Here is a 15,631-nt window from a genome sequence, read left to right as displayed (position 1 = left end):
AATGGGAAAAGTAATCGGGATCGACCTCGGAACCACGAACTCGTGTGTTGCCATCATGGACGGCTCGCAGCCGAAGGTCATCGAAAATGCCGAAGGGGCGCGGACCACGCCCTCGATCGTCGCGTTTACCGAAGATGAGCGACTGGTCGGTCAGCCTGCAAAGCGACAGGCGGTCACCAACCCCGACAATACGATCTTTGGCGTAAAGCGCCTGATCGGACGTCGTGTGGATGATGCAGAAGTAGAAAAAGATAAGAAGATGGTCCCGTATGCCATCGTCGATGGTGGCAACGGCGACGCGTGGGTCGAAGCCCGCGGCGAAAAATACTCCCCAAGCCAGATTTCGGCCTTCACTCTGGGTAAAATGAAGGAAACCGCCGAAAGCTATTTGGGTGAGGAGGTCACACAAGCCGTAATCACCGTTCCGGCATACTTCAACGATGCTCAACGTCAGGCTACAAAAGATGCTGGTAAAATTGCCGGTCTTGAAGTTCTGCGGATCATCAACGAACCGACAGCGGCTGCACTTGCCTATGGTCTGGACAAAGAAGAAACTCAAACCATTGCGGTTTACGACCTTGGCGGTGGTACTTTTGACGTGACCATTCTGGAAATCGACGACGGCCTGTTCGAGGTCAAATCGACCAATGGTGACACCTTCCTGGGTGGCGAAGACTTTGACATGCGCATCGTCAACTACCTGGCGGATGAGTTCAAAAAGGAACACGGTGTCGATCTGTCCGCCGACAAGATGGCACTGCAGCGTCTGAAAGAGGCTGCTGAAAAAGCCAAAATCGAACTTTCGTCAACCTCGCAGACCGAAATCAACCAGCCATTTATTTCGATGGGTTCGAACGGTCAGCCGCTGCACATGGTTATGAAGTTGACCCGTGCAAAGCTGGAATCCTTGGTTTCTGACCTGATCAAAAAGTCGATGAAACCCTGTCAGGCCGCTCTGAAAGACGCTGGTCTGTCTGCAGGCGATGTGGACGAAGTTGTTCTTGTCGGCGGCATGACCCGTATGCCGAAAGTGATTGAAGAGGTTACCAAATTCTTCGGTAAAGAACCCCACAAAGGCGTGAATCCGGACGAAGTGGTTGCCATGGGCGCCGCAATTCAGGCCGGTGTTCTGCAGGGCGATGTCAAAGACGTGGTTCTGCTGGACGTTACTCCGCTGTCGCTGGGCATCGAAACGCTTGGTGGTGTGTTCACCCGGCTCATTGACCGTAACACGACGATCCCAACGAAAAAGTCCCAGGTCTTTTCTACGGCCGAAGACAACCAAAACGCTGTAACGATCCGAGTGTTCCAAGGTGAACGTGAAATGGCGACTGACAACAAAATATTGGGTCAGTTCAACCTGGAAGACATCCCGCCCGCACCGCGAGGCATGCCTCAGATCGAAGTTACCTTTGACATCGACGCCAACGGTATTGTTTCGGTTTCAGCCAAGGACAAAGGTACCGGCAAGGAACAAAAGATCACCATCCAGGCCTCTGGCGGATTGTCCGATGAAGATATCGAAAAGATGGTCAAGGACGCCGAAGAGAATGCCGAAGCTGACAAGGAACGCCGTGAACTGGTAGACGCCAAAAACCAGGCGGAAAGCCTCATCCACTCGACTGAGAAGTCAATGGAAGAGCATTCCGACAAAGTCGACCCGACCACGATCGAAGCCATTGAACTGGCAATCGCTGCACTGAAGGATGAGTTGGAAACCGAAAATGCCGACAAGATCAAGTCGGGCATCCAAAACGTCACCGAAGCTGCTATGAAGCTCGGCGAAGCTATCTATAAGGCTCAGTCCGAAGAGGCTGATGATGAACCGGCGGCTGCGGACGCTGCTCCGGGCGAAGATGACATCGTCGATGCCGAGTTCGAAGATCTGGACGACGACAAGCGTAACTAACGGAAAGCCGGGCCAATTCGGGCCGGTCCGGTTGCCGGGCCGGCCCGATTACGTTGAGGCAGAAGGACATGCTGATGTCAAAACGCGACTATTACGAAGTGCTCGGTGTGTCCAAGGGCGCTTCGGCGGATGAGATCAAAAAGGGCTTTCGTAGAAAAGCCAAGGAACTTCACCCGGACCGCAACAAGGACAACCCCGACGCAGAAGCGCAGTTTAAAGAGGCTAACGAGGCCTATGATATTCTGCGCGATGCCGACAAAAAGGCAGCCTACGACCGTTTCGGTCATGCCGCGTTTGAAAACGGTATGGGAGGCGGAGGCCGCCCCGGCGGTGGGTTCGGCGGTCAGGGAGATTTTTCAAGCGCGTTTTCGGACGTGTTTGATGATCTGTTCGGCGACTTCATGGGCGGTCAAAGGGGCGGCGGCGGTCGTCGTGCCGCGCGGGGTTCGGACCTACGGTATAACCTTCGGGTAACCCTTGAGGAAGCCTTTGGCGGTTTGCAGAAGACCATAAACGTGCCGACGGCAGTTGCCTGTTCGTCTTGTGAAGGTACCGGCGCGGAGGGTGGCGTTGAGCCCACGACCTGCCCGACGTGCTCTGGCATGGGAAAAGTCCGGGCGCAACAGGGTTTCTTTACGGTGGAGCGTACGTGTCCAACCTGTTCGGGGCTGGGCCAGATCATTAAGAACCCGTGTAAGTCGTGCCAAGGTGCTGGTCGCGTCGAAAAAGAACGCGCGTTGTCGGTCAACATTCCCGCAGGTGTTGAAACAGGTACACGCATTCGTCTTGCAGGCGAGGGCGAGGCTGGAATGCGCGGCGGACCTCCGGGTGACTTGTATATATTTGTCGAGGTCTCTGATCATAAACTTTTCGAACGCGACAGCGTGAATCTCTATTGCCGTGTTCCGGTCAGCATGGCTAAGGCGGCGCTGGGCGGCTCGATCGAAGTTCCGACCATCGACGGTGGGCGTGGGCGCGTTCAGATACCAGCAGGCAGCCAATCTGGTCGCCAGATGCGCCTGCGCGGAAAGGGCATGCCGGCCCTGCGCGGCGGCGGCGTTGGCGATATGTTCATCGAGTTAGCGGTGGAAACTCCGGTCAACCTGACAAGCCGCCAAAAGGAAATTCTGAAAGAGTTTGAAGATTTGGGCGAAGACAATCACCCGGAATCTAAAAACTTCTTTTCGTCTGTAAAGTCATTCTGGGACGGAATGAAAGGCTGAGTCCAACTTGACTCGGCTTTGCCGACACTTCTCATATTTTTGGACCAGATCAATGGGGACAACTAGTTTTGATCTGGTCTCACTGTCTCTGTGGTGGTTGGCGCTATCTGTGAATTGAATCAAGTTCATTTACTCTATTTTTTCCAAATTTGACGATAGAATTTCGTATTTGCGCTTGAACTCAGACTCACCACCTGAGAATGTCCCTCCAACCGTTGGGGTGCCCTGATTGGAGGGCTGAGAGGCGTTGCTGCGTCAACCCATCGAACCTGATCCGGGCAATACCGGCGTAGGGAACGGTCTATTATGCACAGACGTTTTCTATGTTCGCTTTGCCTTTTATTGGAGCAAAGGCATGGCGTACGTAGCTTTGGCAATAGCTGGATCCGACAGCGGCGGGGGCGCGGGCATTCAGGCGGACCTAAAAGCCATGTCCGCGCTTGGCGTTTTTGGCGCCAGCGTAATCACTGCGGTAACCGCTCAAAACACACAGACCGTCAAGGCTGTTCACGGTATCCCGCAGGACGTAATTGCAGCACAAATCGAAGCAGTTCTGTCCGATCTTGATGTCGGCGCGATCAAGGTGGGAATGCTTGCAACGCGCGAGATAATCCAGACCGTGGCGATTGGCCTTCAGGGTTACGAAGGTCCACTGGTACTTGATCCAGTCATGATAGCAAAGTCCGGAGATGTTCTGTTGCGGCAAGATGCAGTTCGGACGCTACGCGAAACACTGTTGCCGCGCGCAACGGTTTTGACACCCAACTTGCCCGAGGCCGCCCTATTGCTCGATGCCCCTTTGGCGGAATCACCGAAGGAAATGGCAGAACAGGGGTTGGCTTTGTGCGAGTTCGGCGCGGGTGCAGTCCTGATGAAGGGCGGCCACGCAATCGGGGAAACTTGCCACGATCTATTGATTGACTGCAAAGGTATAGTTGGTGAATTCAAGGCCCGACGAAGGAAGACGAAGAATACTCATGGTACGGGATGTACCCTGTCATCTTCCGTTGCTGCAGGGTTGGCAAGTGGGCTTGATTTGAAGCTGGCCACCGCAACTGCACATGCCTACTTGCAGGGCGCGATCGCGCATGCGGACGATTTGAAAATCGGTTCTGGCCACGGTCCAGTTCATCACTTCCATAAGGTTTGGGCGACGTGAGCAAGTGGTCGGTAATTGGTGCCGGAGTGGCGGGCTTGACTGTGGCGAGCGAGCTGTCTGCCAGGGGTGAGTCGGTGACCGTCTATGACACCAAAGGATTGCCCGGAAAGCAAAGTTGTTCGTGGTGGGCAGGTGGCATGTTGGCACCTTGGTGCGAATCCGAAAAGGCGGAAGAACCGGTTCTGAGGCTGGGCCGAAAAGCGATCGCTTGGTGGGCAAACAGAACCGAAATTACAGAAAACGGAACTTTAGTCGTTGCGAACAAGCGCGACGCTCCGGACCTAAAGAGGTTCGGGCGGCGAACCGGGGGTTTCTGCAAGATAAAGGATGTCCAATTGCTAAAGTTAGAGCCTGACCTGACTGGTTTTGACGATGGACTGTTTTTTGCAGAAGAAGCCCATTTGGATCCCAGAAGGGCCCTGCGTGATCTGCATAACTACTTAATCAACCAAGGCGTGAAAATCAGTCGTCAAACTGCACCAAGCAACCTTGGAAACACGATTGACTGCCGGGGGTTGAGTGCTCGGGACGTTCTTAAAGATTTGCGGGGGGTCAAGGGTGAAATGCTTATCATCCGTTGTCCCGACGTACGATTGTCTCGACCTGTGCGACTGTTGCATCCGCGAATACCTCTTTATGTCGTGCCGCGTGGCGACGGCGTCTACATGCTGGGTGCGACCATGATTGAGGCTGAGGATCGTGGTCGCATTACCGCCCGGTCAATGCTGGAATTGCTGAGCGCTGCTTATTCCCTGAACCCCGCCTTTGGTGAGGCAGAAGTTCTGGAAGTTGGTGTCGACTTACGCCCTGCGTTTCCGGACAACCTGCCGCGTATCAGGCGTCGAGGACGCACAATTTACGCCAACGGCCTCTATCGTCACGGGTACTTACTTGCCCCTGCTTTGGCGCAAGGCGTGGCCGACTTGGCGTTGGAAGATAAACACTCGGAGATGGTCGATGAAGATAGTTCTTAATGGTGAGCTTTGTGAAGTTCAGGCAATGAATCTCGCGGAAGTTCTGGTGGAGCGCGGGCTAAACAGTCGCGTCGCCACCGCGGTAAACGAAGAATTTGTGTCATCAGTCATGCGCGCGGGTCATCAGCTAAGGGACGGGGATCGCGTCGAAGTTCTTTCGCCGATGCAGGGAGGCTAATTGTGAAACCTTTTTACGGGACGCAGTTGCCCAGCCGAATGATGCTGGGTACGGCTCAATACCCAAGCCCGGCAGTCCTTGCGCAGGCGTTTCGTGCCAGCAAGGCGAGTGTTGCGACGGTGTCTCTGCGTCGTGAGTCAGGTGCCGGGGAAACTTTCTGGCGGATGATCCAGGACCTGGGCGTGCTGATCCTGCCCAATACAGCTGGATGTCACACGGTTAAAGAGGCCGTGACTACAGCACACATGGCGCGAGAAGTTTTTGATACCAACTGGATCAAGCTGGAAGTCATTGGTCATGCAGATAGTCTGCAGCCAGATGTTTTTCAGCTGGTCGAAGCCGCACGCATATTGGCCGCCGATGGGTTTCAAGTCTTTCCCTACACAACGGAGGATCTGATTGTTGGCGAAAAGCTTTTGGATGCAGGCTGCGAAATATTGATGCCCTGGGGCGCGCCAATTGGATCAGGCCTTGGGCTGAACAATGAATATGCTTTACGGGCCATGCGTGCAGAATTTCCGGATGTCCCAATGGTGATAGACGCGGGGATAGGCTTGCCTAGCCATGCGGCTCATGCGATGGAACTGGGCTTTGATGCTGTGCTGATGAACACCGCAGTAGCCCATGCGGGTGATCCAGTGGAAATGGCACGAGCTATGGCGCAGGCAATTGAGGCGGGGACGAAAGCCCATCGGGCTGATCCCATTGAAGCTAGCGACATGGCAGAACCGTCCACGCCGGTTATCGGGAAGGCCTTTTTAACATGAATTTGGCTCGGTTTTACCCGATATTCGATAACTCGGATTGGTTGCGTAGAATGCTGCCTTTCGGGGTAAAGCTTGTTCAGCTTCGCATCAAGAACCAGCCAAAAAGCAAGGTCCGCGAAGAAATCGCGATTTTACGCGAACTTTGCCAGAGCCAAGGCGCTGTTCTGGTGATTAACGACTACTGGCAAGAAGCGATCGATGCGGGGTGCGATTGGATTCATCTTGGACAGCAGGATTTGGACGGGGCCGATCTTGCGGCGATCAAGAAGGCCGGCTTAAAACTCGGCCTATCGACCCATGACGACCTAGAGCTTGAAAGAGCTTTGGCAATAAACCCCGACTATGTGGCATTTGGTCCGATTTATCCGACGGTTCTCAAGAAGATGAAGTGGCGCCAACAAGGTCTGCAGCGTGTAACAGAATGGAAGTTACGAGTTGGCAGTATCCCATTGGTTGGGATAGGCGGCATGAGCGTCGAACGCGCGCCAGGGGTCTTGGCCGCCGGTGCGGATGTTGTTTCGGCGGTGACAGACATAACGCTGAACTCGAATCCTGAGTCACGTTTAATCCAATGGATTGAGGCGACTAGGTGAACCGGTACCAGCGTCAAACAATACTGCCGGAAGTGGGCGCGCATGGACAAAAATGTTTGTCCGAAGCCCGTGTTTTGATTGTGGGTGCTGGCGGGTTGGCCGCGCCAGTCTTGCAACTGCTCGCAGGGGCCGGATTAGGACATCTGACAATCGTTGATGGCGATGTTGTGGCACTATCGAACTTGCATCGCCAAACGTTGTTCAGCGAAACCGATTGCGGGCGACCCAAGGCACAAGTCGCGGCAGAACGATGCCGTGCGATAAACAGCGAAATCACAACCAACGTTCTGGAACAGGCTCTAACACCGTACATTGCGCCAGAATTGGTTGCTGACTCCGATGTTGTTTTGGATTGTGCGGACAGCTACGCTGCCAGTTACACGCTGTCTGATGTGTGTTTTACGCTAAAAAAGCCGCTTATCAGTGCCTCGGCCCTTGGTCTGTCCGGTTACGTTGGCGGGTTTTGTGGTGGCTCTCCGTCTCTGCGAGCGCTTTTCCCAGATGCTCCTGATACCTCGGCGAGCTGCGCGACAGTGGGTGTGTTGGGTCAGGTCGTAAGCATGATTGGGGCCATGCAGGCGCAAATGGCTCTGAATAAACTTCTTAGTTTTGACCCTTCGCCGTTGGGACAGTTAGTACAGTTTGATGCCCGGACCGGCCGCAGCACAGTATTTCGTTTTGACGATGCGCCTGAACCTGAGCGGTATTTCTCATTTGTCTCAGCCAATCAAATGTCCGAGCGCGATCAAATTATCGAATTGCGCGACACACTTGAGGCACCAGTGCCGATTCATCCGTCCGCAGCACGAATCACTGTCGGTGAGCTTCAGAAATTAGCCCCTAAACAAGGCCGAAGACTGGTTTTGTGCTGCGCGACGGGTCTGCGTGCTTGGCGTGCTGCAGAGTCGGTTCAATCAATTTGGTCAGCTGAGATCGTTCTGGCCGCAGCTTCGGCTTTGTGAGCAAAGGGCAATACTGGAAATGACAACCAAAATCACAAATGACCGAACACGAGCAATTAAATGAGCAAGCAAAATCGTCGCCGTGTATCGTTTTCGAAATTTTTCGCGACGGTTTTGCGTTCCATAGGTGTGTTTTTCAGAGTTTGGCCCATTCCAACGCCCAATTTAACAACGTGTGTGGGGTTGTTGGTTATTCCGATATCGGCAAACTTGCCAACAGGAAATGCATTGAAGCCGCGCACACGCAAATACCATTTGGACGCAAAGCTGTGACGAAGGCGCCTTCTCTGACAATCAGTGGTGCGGCGAAAATCCGTGGTGCTCCTTTGTTCGGTACCTTGAATCTGACTCTGGCTGCCGGGCAATGGAATTGCCTTCTGGGAGCGTCAGGAGTGGGCAAGACCACCGTTCTGCGTCTGATCGCTGGACTTGCAACCAAAGCGAAATTTTCCGGACAAATCACAGCAGGCGATGAGCAGCCAATTTCTGGTCGAGTCGCCTACATGGCCCAGAATGACCTGCTGCTACCTTGGGCGACTGTGACTCAAAACGTGTCCATAGGCGCTCGCTTGCGGGGTGAAAAACCAGATTCTGACCGTCAGGATCACCTGATCAAGCGGATGGGTCTACAAGACCACCGGAACAAAAAACCCGGTGCTTTGTCTGGTGGTCAACGTCAACGTGTTGCCCTAGCCCGCACTTTGATGGAGGACTGCCCCTTCGTTTTATTGGACGAACCATTTTCAGCACTTGATGCACGCACCCGCGCAGATATGCAGGACTTGGCGAGCGAGGCCCTGCAGGGCCGCACAGTGTTGCTTGTAACTCATGACCCTGGCGAGGCTTCCCGGCTTGGACAGTCGATCACGGTCATGACGGAACAACGTCTTATACGGTTTCAGCCACCGAACACATTGCCGCCGCGCAACGTTGATGATCTTTCAACGCTGGAAGTTCAAGGAGCATTGCTGCGCCCGCTACGGAAGGATGCGGCTTGAAATATCTTTCCGGGTTTTTCGCCGTTCTATTCGGGCTTGCGGTTTGGCAGGCCCTTGTAGAACTGACTGGGCTGCCCAATTTTATCTTGCCGGGTCCGGTACGGGTCGCCGATACTTGGTGGCAGAACCGCTGGCTGATCGCCGAGCACGCATGGGTAACAGCGGTCGAGGTTGTTGTCGCTCTGTTCTGCGGTACCGCCCTTGGCGTCGCCACCGCGCTTCAACTTGCCAGTTCGCGTATTGCCCGGATGTTGGTTCAGCCCGTACTGGTCTTTAGTCAATCTCTGCCGGTTTTTGTTCTTGCCCCTCTGCTGACCCTTTGGCTGGGTTACGGACTTTGGTCCAAAGTGGCGATGGCGGTTCTTATCATTTACTTTCCAATTACTTCGTCATTCTTCGACGGGTTAATGAGGACTCCGTCCGGTTACCTTGATCTGGCTCGCGTTATGCAAATTGGCCCCAAGGCGGTGCTTTGGCACATCCGAATTCCTGCAGCTTTACCTTCGCTGGCCACGGGGCTGCGTCTGGCGGCAATTTATGCCCCGATTGGGGCAGTTATTGGCGAATGGGTTGGGTCGGCACAGGGTTTGGGCTATCTGATGCTGCTTGCAAACGGTCGCGCCAAGACCGACCTGATGTTCGCAGCGATGCTTACACTTGGTGTATTTTCGATCACCTTGCATTTGATCGCTCACCACGCGACGGCTCGACTGATAGGCGAAAGCCGTTAACCTTTCAGAAACTGATTCTGCCGCAAATTTCAAACATGACACAGGACGCCTTTGCTGAAGCACCGACGCTATTTGAAATTGACGAAGCCCCGGTACAGCCGCTGCCTTCTGGTAAGTTGCCATCTTACATCAAGGATCACCGCAAAAGGCTGCGCGAACGGTTCATGTCAGGCGGTTCGGCGGCTATGCCGGACTATGAATTGCTGGAACTTGTACTGTTCCGTTCGATTCCACGGCAGGACGTTAAGCCGTTGGCGCGGGTTTTGATGGACACTTTCGGTGACTTCAACCGTGTTTTAACGGCACCAGTAGAACGGTTGCGAAAGGTGAAAGGCGTAGGCGACACGGTGATCACCGACCTGAAAATACTCGAGGCTTGCGCGCATCGAATGGCGCGCGCGCGCGTTATTCAGAGGCATGTGATTTCCGGATGGGACGCCTTGCTAGACTATTGCCACACAACGATGGCCCATCGAGAGACAGAACAATTTCGCGTCTTCTTTTTGGACCGAAAAAATGTCCTGATCGCTGATGAGGAACAAGCAAAGGGCACAGTTGACCACGTACCGGTTTATCCGCGCGAGGTTGCCAAACGCGCGCTCGAGCTAAACGCCTCAGCATTGATTCTGGTTCATAACCATCCGTCAGGTGATCCGACGCCGTCGCAATCTGATATCGAAATGACAAACCGAATTCAGGACGCATGCTTGGCGCTAGGTCTTACACTGCATGATCATTTGATAATCGGAAAATCGACTGAGCTGAGTTTTCGGGCCAAAGGATATTTGTAAGGTCTATTGGATCCAGATTTCGACCCTGCGATTGATCTTTTTCCCCCATTCGGTGTCGTCACAGGCCATAGGCATTGCTTCGCCGAACCCTACGGTGGTTAGTTCGGTACTGTCTGGAATTGCTGTTTCAACCGCAGCCAGAACAGCATTTCTAACGGTATTTGCCCTGAGTTTCGCTATTTGTGCATTCGAAGAAGCTGGTCCCTCGCCGTCGCTGAAACCAACAAAAGTCAGTTTGCGTGCATCGAACACGCCTCCCTCAAGAGCCTGCGCCAGTTGTAATATGTTAGATCGGGATTGAGCATCCGGGCGCGAGGATCCGGTCTCAAATCGAAATGAAAGAGTCAGCCTGGACATTGGGCGTAAGACTTCAATCATGCGTTGCAGTTCATCAAGACCAACTTCGGCTCCGCCAGAAGCAATCGAATTTGCAAGGCGATCGCCCTGCAGCCCTATGCGTATTGTTTCTGGTTCCTGATCGACCAGCCCTGCTTTGCGGATCACGACTTGGGCCGCAGGAGTTTGCGTATAAGCTAAAAACTGTCGGGCAATTCGAGGCAGGCGATATTGCGGAAGATACAAGAACATAGGCGCGGTCAGTGGGTAATCTTCGGTCTTCACCGATTTTCGTGTGGCGGTAATTTCATGCCCGCATCCTCCTGACAGTGCCAGGGCGCGTGCATCCCCGATTTCCGCAAGACTGCCGATCGCGATAGAAAATGGGTCATTGACGACGGTTTGGGTCAACTTACGAATTTGAGTGTGCCTAATGACATCATCGGAAAGTGTTGTTTTTGACGGGAATAGCAACTGATCGTCAACGGCTTGTGCAAGTCCCGAACCATTTGGAGGTAAGTGCAAAGAAATCGGAGCGTCTGGCCCCCCTAACTCTGACCAGTTCGCAATATCGCCAGCAAAAACGCGCACCAGATCTGATAGCGAAATATTTTGCACGGGATTGTCTGAGGAAACCATTGGCACAATGGCGTCCAGCGCCAAAACGCGTGACCGTACTGGATGGGAAAGATCACCCAGGCCAGCTACCTTGGCCGCATCCATCTCAGATTGTCGAACCTCTCGCTGAGCAAGAACAACATCTGCCTTGTTGTTGACGAGGTCTTCAAATCCGCCGCCTGTATCTGTTGAGCGGATAAAAAATTTGGCCAACGCCGCCTTGCGATCGGATTGAAACAGACTATAAAGAGTTTCCCGACCGTCTACTTCTTGGCGGCTGACGGTCAGGTTTTCTCGTTGTGCAAAGCCCTTTAACAATGCTGGCAAAAGTGCTTCTGCCATTACGGATGAACCGGAGAACCGAATTTCAGCTACGTAGTCGATCAAATTTGGACACGCTGGGCCATCACAGGTCACGCCAGAGCCATCGATCGTCAGTTCGCCAAACTGGGTTTCCAATCGATAGAAGTCACCGTCGTAACCTAAAAGAGTTCCGACTACTTCGACCTTGCCGTCATGCGAAGTCAAAGTGATGTCCTGAGCGAGTGTGCTGGTTGCGGCGAATACGCCGGTCAGCGCAATAATCGCCGCACGAAAAATTGCCATTTTTGCCCGTTGACCTGACTGCCCTTACTTTGCGGCGATTGTCAGGTCTTGAAGTAGATTATTCAACACCAGAAAGTCCTCTGAAGTTGAACAGTCAGGCAGTGTCACTGTTAGGTCTCGGGATCGCAGGCGCCGGTCGCCCCGAAGCTCCAGCGTCTGCACGTTCAACGCGCTACCGCAATTGGATTCGGTTACTTCTGCTTCCAGACTCAGTGCTATTTCGCCTGTCGGCGTTTCGGGTCCGTTGGGGTAAGAATAAATCTGGGCCTGGCGCGTCCCTGAATTTTCAGGTTGACCCAAATGAATTACCGAACCCGTACCATTGGATTCCGAACTTGCCCAAACGTGGCCGTCGTCCCCATAACTTGCGCCAAACTCCAGCGCGTGTAGTTGTAGTTCGGTCTCGCCTTGCCACTGCAAAGCCACGCGTTCAAATGCCTCAATATCGGGAACATGCGTCGTTGCCACTGTACCTTTGTCATCCCCAAAAGAGATCAGGAAAATCGCATATTCAGAGAGAGCTGGAACAGTCAGTTTCAGTGTGCCGTTAGCATCGGTAGACGCAGTAAAAGTAAGGCCGCTGTGAAGGATCTGGACTTGCTCGTTCTGATGGCACGGAGCTTTTAACGTCAAACGTGCTGAGGCGTCAGGTGCTGCCGTCGCTCGAGCATTCAGGGAACAATTCGTTTGTGGGACAGGTTGCGCACGCTGCAAGCCCCTTTGAGGCCCGAACGCCAAAGTTGGACTATGAGACGGCGTCGGAGAAGACGTTAAAGTAATTCTTTCAAGTCCGGCCAGCACCGAAGCTTGATCAGATTCCGTTAGTTCACCAACAGCTTCGACTTGGTCGGCCCGTCCTGCAGAACCATTCTGCATCAGATAACCAATCGCCAGGGCGCATGCCACAGTGCCACCCATGGTCACGTAGTTTCTTACAACAAACAATTCACCATCCCCAATAACCGGAGCGACTCTGACTCTCTTTAACAATCACGGCTTATATGTGGCCGCGCGGCGGAGTCATTGTGTCCGGAATTGGGCCGGTTTAAGTCAGGCGACCATGGCAGTGCTTAAACTTTTTTCCAGATCCGCAGGGGCATTTGTCGTTACGCGACGGATTGCCCCAAGTTGATGGATCGTCTTCAACAAATCCCGGCAAAGCATCACCCGAAGCTTCGGCCTCTGCTACTGCTTCGGCTCGATTTGTCGCCTGATCCACCGCCTGTTGTGCCTGAGCCTGTTGCGCTGCCATCTGCGCTAGCATTTCCTTCTGTTCTTCTTCGGTCAGAGGGCGAACACGCGACAATTGCTGTGTGACGGTTTCGCGCAGGCCGTCAAGCATGCCCTCGAAAAGCTGGAAGCTCTCATTCTTGTACTCATTCAGCGGATCACGCTGGGCGTAGCCGCGGAACGCAACAACCGAACGCAGGTGCTCCAACGTCAGCAGATGCTCTCGCCATTTGGTGTCAATTGTCTGCAACAGAACCTGCTTTTCGATGTTTCGCATGTTTTCCGGACCAAAGGCGACTGCCTTCTGAGCCATCATTTCGTCGGCTGCCTTGACCAAACGCTCGCGTATTTCTTCGTCGTCCACGCCTTCTTCGGCTGCCCAGTCCTGAACCGGAGCATCGATGGTCAGCTTTTCTTTAACGGCTTCGTACAGACCGTCTACATCCCATTGGTCAGCATATGTTTTTGGCGGCATAAATTCGTCGATCAGGTCTTCGATCACCTGCTCGCGCATGTCCGAAACAATATCTGACAGGTCGTCCGAGGACATAATCTCGCGCCTTTGGCTAAATATTACCTTGCGCTGATCGTTCATGACATCGTCGAACTTGAGGACGTTTTTGCGCATGTCGAAGTTTCGCCCTTCGACCTTGGACTGAGCGCGTTCCAGTGACTTGTTTACCCACGGGTGGATAATCGCCTCACCTTCTTTCATTCCCAACGTGGTCAACACCTTGTCCAGTCTTTCCGAGCCAAAGATGCGCATCAGATCGTCTTCGAGGCTCAGGTAGAAAACAGTGCGACCCGGATCGCCCTGCCGGCCGGACCGGCCACGCAGCTGGTTGTCGATGCGGCGACTTTCATGACGCTCTGAGGCCATGACGTACAGACCCCCGGCCTCCAGTACTTTTTCTTTTTCTTCAGCATGCCGCGCTTCTTCGGCAGCGCGCAGCTCGGCCGGATCAGCTTCGGGATTTTCAGCCAAGGCCTGCAAAACCTTCAACTCGACATTTCCGCCTAGTTGAATATCTGTACCTCGACCGGCCATATTCGTGGCGATGGTAACCGCACCCAAACGGCCAGCGTCTGCCACGATTTGCGCTTCTTTCTCGTGTTGACGAGCATTCAGGACGTTGTGCTCGATACCTTCTTTGGTCAACAGCTGGCTGAGCAGTTCTGACTTTTCGATGGATGTCGTACCCAATAGAACCGGTTGGCCTTTGTCGGCGGCCTTTTTGGTTTGCTGGATCATAGCGTCGTATTTTTCCGCAGCGGTGCGATAGACTTGGTCGTCGCGATCCTCGCGTGCGATTGGCTTATTCGTGGGTACTTCAACGACGCCAAGACCGTAAATCTCGGCAAACTCTTCAGCTTCGGTCAAAGCGGTCCCGGTCATGCCGCTTAGTTTTTCATAAAGGCGGAAGTAATTTTGGAACGTCACGCTTGCAAGGGTCACGTTTTCAGGTTGAATTTGAACACCTTCCTTGGCTTCGATGGCTTGGTGCAAACCTTCCGACAGACGTCGCCCTGGCATCATGCGCCCAGTGAACTCATCAATCAAAACGACATTACCATCCCGAACGATGTAGTCCTTATCTCGCACGAACAGTTTGTGCGCACGCAGTCCCTGATTGACATGGTGCACTACAGTCGTGCTTTCTGGATCGTAGAGCGAGTGACCTTCGGGAAGCAGACCTGCAGCAATCAGCTGTTGCTCGAGAAATTCGTTGCCTTCGTCCGTGAACGTCACGTTTCTGGTCTTTTCGTCCAGTGTAAAGTGTTCTTCGTTCAGGGTCGGGATCACGGCATCGATTGCAGTGTACAAGTCCGAGCGATCCTGTGAGGGGCCTGAGATAATAAGAGGTGTTCGCGCCTCGTCGATCAGGATCGAATCAACTTCGTCCACGATCGCGAAGTTGTGGTGCTTTTGGTAAACTTGGTTCAGGTCCGCCTTCATATTGTCGCGAAGGTAGTCAAATCCCAGTTCGTTGTTGGTGGCATAGGTGACGTCGCAATTATAAGCAGCCATCTTCTCGTCGTCGGGTTGGCCGGACCAAATTACACCAGTTGTCATGCCCACGGCATTGAATACGTTGCCCATCCACTCGGCATCTCGTTTGGCCAAGTATTCGTTTACCGTAACAACGTGAACACCTTTACCCGTCAACGCGTTCAGATAAGCAGGGAAAGTAGCGACCAAAGTCTTGCCTTCACCTGTTTTCATCTCGGATATGTTGCCTTGGTGCAGAAAGGCGCCGCCCATCAACTGCACATCAAATGCACGCAGGCCCAAAGCTCGCTTCGCACCCTCCCGCACATTTGCGAACGCCTCTGGCATTAGGTCATCCAGGCTTTCGCCGCCCAGCGCGCGCTTACGCAATTCTTCGGTTTTTTCCTTCAGGCCTTCATCCGACAGTTTTTCAAACTCTGGCTCCATCGCGTTGATCTTTTCGATCAGGGGGCGGGTCGCCTTGATCTTGCGGTCGTTCGGTGTTCCGAACACCTTTTTGGCGAGCGTTCCGAGTCCCAGCATGTTCACTCCAGCGGATCAAATCT

14 protein-coding genes and 1 riboswitch are annotated in these 15,631 nt (G+C 53.6%); of the genes, 11 read left to right on the top strand and 3 right to left on the bottom strand.

Annotated elements, in window-relative coordinates; all coding sequences use genetic code 11:
• Window position 1 precedes the first annotated feature (1 nt).
• The 11 genes from dnaK (at window position 2) to radC (ending at window position 10,285) form a co-directional block, all read left to right on the top strand.
• Window positions 2-1,909, top strand: coding sequence for a molecular chaperone DnaK (gene dnaK, locus AC2FNE_RS11520; protein ID WP_170480933.1), 1,908 nt, complete (start codon window positions 2-4; stop codon window positions 1,907-1,909).
• 74 nt (window positions 1,910-1,983) lie between these two features.
• Window positions 1,984-3,132: a molecular chaperone DnaJ gene (gene dnaJ / locus AC2FNE_RS11515; RefSeq protein WP_496805422.1), complete on the top strand. Its 1,149-nt coding sequence runs from the start codon at window positions 1,984-1,986 to the stop codon at window positions 3,130-3,132.
• Window positions 3,133-3,338: 206 nt separating this feature from the next.
• Window positions 3,339-3,445: riboswitch (TPP riboswitch) on the top strand.
• Window positions 3,446-3,487: 42 nt separating this feature from the next.
• On the top strand, window positions 3,488-4,291 hold the full coding sequence (thiD, locus tag AC2FNE_RS11510) for a bifunctional hydroxymethylpyrimidine kinase/phosphomethylpyrimidine kinase (RefSeq protein WP_170606439.1): 804 nt from the start codon (window positions 3,488-3,490) through the stop codon (window positions 4,289-4,291).
• Window positions 4,288-5,265, top strand: coding sequence for an FAD-dependent oxidoreductase (locus AC2FNE_RS11505; protein ID WP_496805421.1), 978 nt, complete (start codon window positions 4,288-4,290; stop codon window positions 5,263-5,265). Before thiD ends, AC2FNE_RS11505 begins: the two co-directional genes overlap by 4 nt.
• Window positions 5,249-5,443, top strand: coding sequence for a sulfur carrier protein ThiS (gene thiS, locus AC2FNE_RS11500; RefSeq protein WP_496805420.1), 195 nt, complete (start codon window positions 5,249-5,251; stop codon window positions 5,441-5,443). Before AC2FNE_RS11505 ends, thiS begins: the two co-directional genes overlap by 17 nt.
• A gap of 2 nt (window positions 5,444-5,445) precedes the next feature.
• Entirely contained in the window at window positions 5,446-6,210 is a 765-nt protein-coding gene (locus AC2FNE_RS11495; protein WP_496805419.1) for a thiazole synthase, read from the top strand.
• Window positions 6,207-6,803 carry a thiamine phosphate synthase gene (locus AC2FNE_RS11490; protein WP_496805418.1) on the top strand — a complete coding sequence of 199 codons (597 nt, stop codon included), beginning with the start codon at window positions 6,207-6,209 and terminating at the stop codon, window positions 6,801-6,803. The genes AC2FNE_RS11495 and AC2FNE_RS11490 overlap by 4 nt, the downstream gene beginning before the upstream one ends.
• Entirely contained in the window at window positions 6,800-7,765 is a 966-nt protein-coding gene (locus AC2FNE_RS11485) for a HesA/MoeB/ThiF family protein (RefSeq protein WP_496805417.1), read from the top strand. Before AC2FNE_RS11490 ends, AC2FNE_RS11485 begins: the two co-directional genes overlap by 4 nt.
• A gap of 269 nt (window positions 7,766-8,034) precedes the next feature.
• Window positions 8,035-8,763, top strand: coding sequence for an ABC transporter ATP-binding protein (locus AC2FNE_RS11480; protein WP_496805416.1), 729 nt, complete (start codon window positions 8,035-8,037; stop codon window positions 8,761-8,763).
• The gene (locus AC2FNE_RS11475) at window positions 8,760-9,494 is read left to right on the top strand and encodes an ABC transporter permease (protein ID WP_496773645.1); all 735 of its coding nucleotides are present in this window, start codon (window positions 8,760-8,762) and stop codon (window positions 9,492-9,494) included. Before AC2FNE_RS11480 ends, AC2FNE_RS11475 begins: the two co-directional genes overlap by 4 nt.
• Window positions 9,495-9,529: 35 nt before the next feature.
• Entirely contained in the window at window positions 9,530-10,285 is a 756-nt protein-coding gene (radC, locus tag AC2FNE_RS11470; RefSeq protein ID WP_170606435.1) for a RadC family protein, read from the top strand.
• A 3-nt stretch (window positions 10,286-10,288) separates the two neighbouring features.
• On the opposite strand, the gene AC2FNE_RS11465 is transcribed toward radC, so the two are convergent.
• The 3 genes from AC2FNE_RS11465 to secA form a co-directional block, all read right to left on the bottom strand.
• On the bottom strand, window positions 10,289-11,845 hold the full coding sequence (locus tag AC2FNE_RS11465) for a phosphate ABC transporter substrate-binding/OmpA family protein (RefSeq protein ID WP_496805415.1): 1,557 nt from the start codon (window positions 11,843-11,845) through the stop codon (window positions 10,289-10,291).
• Window positions 11,846-11,869: 24 nt separating this feature from the next.
• A complete protein-coding gene (locus AC2FNE_RS11460) occupies window positions 11,870-12,790 on the bottom strand; it encodes a hypothetical protein (RefSeq protein WP_170606431.1) in 921 nt (306 codons plus the stop codon).
• 100 nt (window positions 12,791-12,890) lie between these two features.
• A complete protein-coding gene (secA, locus tag AC2FNE_RS11455) occupies window positions 12,891-15,608 on the bottom strand; it encodes a preprotein translocase subunit SecA (protein ID WP_170606429.1) in 2,718 nt (905 codons plus the stop codon).
• Window positions 15,609-15,631: the final 23 nt, after the last annotated feature.

It is taken from the genome of Ruegeria sp. YKSD179, from assembly GCF_059612885.1.
The sequence above is the reverse complement of the archived record's forward strand: the minus strand, read 5'-3'. Positions and strand labels throughout refer to the sequence as shown.